4 protein-coding genes are annotated in these 4,030 nt (G+C 65.6%); 1 reads left to right on the plus strand and 3 read right to left on the minus strand.

What is annotated here, in order from left to right; translation table 11 throughout:
* The 3 genes from EN742_RS26885 to EN742_RS26895 form a co-directional block, all read right to left on the minus strand.
* A partial coding sequence (locus EN742_RS26885) for an AI-2E family transporter (RefSeq protein WP_128333475.1) occupies nucleotides 1-508 on the minus strand: 508 nt, incomplete at its 3' end.
* 162 nt (nucleotides 509-670) lie between these two features.
* Entirely contained in the window at nucleotides 671-1,213 is a 543-nt protein-coding gene (locus tag EN742_RS26890; protein WP_127400134.1) for a hypothetical protein, read from the minus strand.
* A 204-nt stretch (nucleotides 1,214-1,417) separates the two neighbouring features.
* A complete protein-coding gene (locus tag EN742_RS26895; protein WP_127407139.1) occupies nucleotides 1,418-1,768 on the minus strand; it encodes a cupin domain-containing protein in 351 nt (116 codons plus the stop codon).
* Between the two features lie 359 nt (nucleotides 1,769-2,127).
* On the opposite strand from EN742_RS26895, the gene EN742_RS26900 reads away from it, so the two are divergent.
* Nucleotides 2,128-4,030, plus strand: a 1,903-nt coding sequence (locus EN742_RS26900; RefSeq protein ID WP_245492399.1) for an acyltransferase family protein, incomplete at its 3' end; no start/stop codon positions are given.

Consider the following 4,030-nt stretch of genomic DNA (forward strand, 5'->3'; position numbering starts at 1 on the left):
GCTTTTCATGCGCGACGATCTCGACCGGGATCGGATCGCGCTTCGGCGTCTCGGCCGCCGATGGCAGTTGCGGCTCCTGGCGCTCGATCTCCTGGCCGACGCGCTCGATCACCCCGCTCAGCCTGGCGATGATGCCGCCGCCGAGGCCGCTTTCCTTCAGCGCGCGGATCTTGGTCAGGATATTGATCTGATAGACGGGGATGTTCTGGGCGAGATCGCTGACCTGCGTGGCGACGACGAAGGAGAACAGGGCAAGGGCGGCGAAGGCGCCGAGCACGCTGGCGACGACGGCGGGCAGGCGGGGAACCCCTGCGCGCTTGAGCGAGGCGACGACCGGCGCGATGGCGAAAGTGAGCAGCAGCGCGACGGCGATCGGCAGGAAAACCTCGCGACCGAAATAGAGCGCCGCGACCGTCGTCACCACGGTGGCGACCGTCGGCAGCACCGTGCGCGGATGGCCCCGCGATGCAGCAAGCAGACTTGCCAGTCCCGGCTCCGACGCTCGCATGCCGTTCCGACGATTCACCTGATGCCTCCGCCGTGCCAATGGCCATGATCGGCCATATTTAGCCGGCAGGCAACGCGCTCGCCCACCGCCCGGTTCCGATGGGCGGCGGCAAAGCCGCCGATCTCCTCGCTTGTGGGGGAGATCAGCAGCTTTTGCGCTCTGTCACTTAACCGGGATCATCAGATGGGCGTAGGGCGTGCCCGGCCACATCACATAGGGCTTCGAAGTGTCAGGCTTGGGGTCGGACGGATAGCCCTTCATGACGTCCATGGCATTGACGATCATCACATGCGGGCCGGTCTCTATCCAATTGTTGCCTTCAGTGGGCGCAGTCGCATAGGGGTCGGTGTTGCTGCCGTCGGTGCCACCGGACAGCATGTACATGAAGCCGACCTTGCCCTTGGGCGGATCCTTCTTCTCGACCCACGCCATCGCCCATTCCATCGCGTTTGCATCGCCGCACATCGGGTCCGGGCCGGGCGAAGCCGGGTTGTCCGGCATGCACCAGAAGCCGTTCTTGCCCTCGCGCACCGTGCGCATGGTGCCCTTGTCATCCATGGCGTAGATTGCGGCACCGCTCGCCACGGCGGCGGGCGCGGCGGACTCGGCGCTCTTGATCAGCGCAGCATCGTCGGCGGCTGCGCCTTGCATCGCAATCAAACTGCTCGCTGCCAATAGCGCAGCGACCGTCAGAAGCCGTTTCATGGCCGTTCTCCGGTTCGAGTTGATCTGTTGTGCATGATGTCGGACGCACGGCGCTCCCAGCGCCGTTTGTCGGTGATCAAATGCTAGCAGATCGCACGTTTCCGGACAACGATACTTTAGCGCTCCCTAACATTCGGTGAGTTGGGTCGTGGCTCCCGGCGCCGGCCCAGGCGGTGCTTTCGCGTGCCCGCCGGCGCGGCCGCCTCAGCCCACCCTGACGACAAAATGCTTGGTCACCGGCTCGATGATCTTCCAGGTTCCCTTGAATTCGGCTTCGATCACGAAGGCATCGCCCGGCCCGACCTCGACCGGGGTTCCGCCGTCGGGCGTGATGATGATGCGGCCGGCGATCATGTGCACGAACTCGTAGTCGGTGTAGGTGGCATGGTAGGTGCCGGGCGAGGCCCGCCAGGTGCCCGAAATCACCTTGCCATCGGCGGTGGTGTGCTGCACGGCGGTCTGCATGGTCGGCCTGCCCTCGACCACGACCCAGCCCGGCAGGTCGCCGGCCTCTGCATGCTCGATGGCGCCGAATTTGAGGATGGTGTCGGTCATGTTGAGCTCCCATTTCGGCCGATATTGGCTGAGCGGGAATAGCCGATGCGCGAGGCACGGGCAACGCGAAGGCCGACCGCGAATGTCGGAGATTGGCGAAAGCGCCCTTGCCTTCTCCCCCTGTGGGAGAACGTGGATCAGCGCGCAGCGCCGAGACGGATGAAGGGTGTTCCAGCTTGGCGCAGCTTACCCCATCACCCGGATTGCCAACCGGATTTGTGAAGATCCCACAAGGGGGAGGTAAGAGGCGCCCCCTCCCCTTATGTTGCACTGCGTTAAATATGTTGCATTGCGATATCGGCGCTCAGGGGCGAGTCTGTTCCTGGGTGGGCTGCCAACGACCAGTACGAGGCGTCGTCTTGACAGCACAGTTCCCGGCCTCGGCTTCGTTCCGGCCCGACATAGAAGGCCTGCGCGCGCTGGCGGTGGCTGGCGTCATCGCCTTCCATTTCGGGCTCACGGCGCTCCCCGGCGGCTTCACCGGCGTCGACATCTTCTTCGTCATCTCGGGCTATCTGATCACCCGCCATCTCGTGAACGAGATCGGCGAGACCGGCCGGCTCGACCTCTGGCGCTTCTATGCGCGGCGCGCGCGCCGGCTGCTTCCGGCCGCGCTGTTCGTCATCCTTGCCACGCTGGTCGCCGGCGCCGTCATCCTGTCGCCGGAGGAGCAGTCGCTCTATTCCAAGGGCGCCATGTTCGCCTCGGCCTACATGATCAATCTGTGGCTTATCCGCTGGTCGTTCGACTATTTCGCCGCCGACGCCGCCAACAACCCGTTCATCCATTTCTGGTCGCTGTCGGTCGAGGAGCAGTTCTACCTCGCCTGGCCGGCGCTGCTGATGCTTGCGGCATGGTTGAGGCCGGGCAAGCGGGCGGTGATCCTGGTCATCGGGCTTGCCGGCCTTGTCTCCTTCGCCGTCTGTGCCTGGCTGACCACGGTAGCCCAACCCTGGGCCTTCTATTTCTCGCCGTTGCGCGCCTGGGAGTTCGCCGCCGGCGGGCTGGCAACGCTCGTGCCGGCGGCGGCCTTGCGGCAGCGCCGCGGCCTGAGCGCCGCCATGGCCTGGGCGGGCCTTGCGCTGATCGCCATCGCCTATCTTTGCTTCAGCGAGGACGCCCCCTTCCCCGGCCTGCCGGCTTTGGTGCCGGTGGCCGGCACTGTCCTCATGCTGCTGGCGGGAGCGGCCGGCGCCAGGAACGGCCTCAGTGCCGTCCTGGCGCTGCCGCCCTTGCAATGGGTCGGCAAGCTTTCCTATTCGCTCTATCTCTGGCACTGGCCGGTCATCGTCTATGCCGGCATGCTTACCGCCGAGCTCTCCACCGTGCAGCGCCTCTTCTGCCTGGCGCTGACGCTGGCGCTGTCGGCCTTCACCTACCTGTTCATCGAGAACCCGATACGCCGCAATGGCTGGCTTATGGCCAATGCGGCGCGGGCGCTGGTGCCGGCCGTCCTCCTGACCGGCACCGGCGTCGTCGCCGCCTACGCCAATGCGCGACTGGCCGTGCACGACCTCGACCCCGAGCAGCGCGTCATCGCCGAAAGTGCGGCACGCCCCTCCACCGCGCGCGCCAAGGGCGGCTGCGTGCTCGATTTCGAGACCGTCAAGCCCAAGCCCTGCGTGTTCGGCGCCAAGGATGCCGAGGGTTCGGTCGTGCTGTTCGGCGACTCGCATGCCGATCATTGGTCGACGCCGCTGATCGAGGCGGCAAGCAGGAACAACTACCGCGTCGTGACCTATCTCAAATCCTCCTGCCGTGCCTCACGGGTCACGACCTGGAACTGGCGGCTGAAGCGCGACTACACCGAATGCGACCGGTGGCGGGAGCAATCGGTCAAGGACATCATCGCGCTGCATCCGCGCATGGTGGTGATCTCGGAATTCTCGATCGGCAACGTGATGAAGGAATCGCCCGAGGAACTGAGGCACGCCGATTGGAACCAGGAATGGAGGGCCGGCCTGCACTGGACGCTCGCGGCATTCAGCCGGGCCGGGATCAAGGTCGCGGTGATCAGGGACGTGCCCTACAATGGAAACTATGTCGACAAATGCGTGGCGCGGGCGCTCTGGCGCGGGCAGCCACCTGAGGTCTGCGATACGCCGAGGATCACGGCGGCGAACGACGATATCGCCGCGGCGGAGCGCGACGTCGTGCGCAGCGTGCCCGGCGCCACCTATGTCGACCTGACCAGCCAGTTCTGCGACCAGACCACCTGCCACGTCTTCATCAACGGCAAGCTCGCCTACCGCGACCGCCATC

It is taken from the genome of Mesorhizobium sp. M4A.F.Ca.ET.020.02.1.1, assembly GCF_004022645.1.
Classification (GTDB): Bacteria; Pseudomonadota; Alphaproteobacteria; order Rhizobiales; family Rhizobiaceae; genus Mesorhizobium.

What these genes read in the sequence shown, in the direction of transcription:
- EN742_RS26890 (WP_127400134.1), bottom strand. Translation starts at nt 1,213, where the DNA reads ATGAAACGGCTTCTGACGGTCGCTGCGCTATTGGCAGCGAGCAGTTTG.
- EN742_RS26895 (WP_127407139.1), bottom strand. Translation starts at nt 1,768, where the DNA reads ATGACCGACACCATCCTCAAATTCGGCGCCATCGAGCATGCAGAGGCC.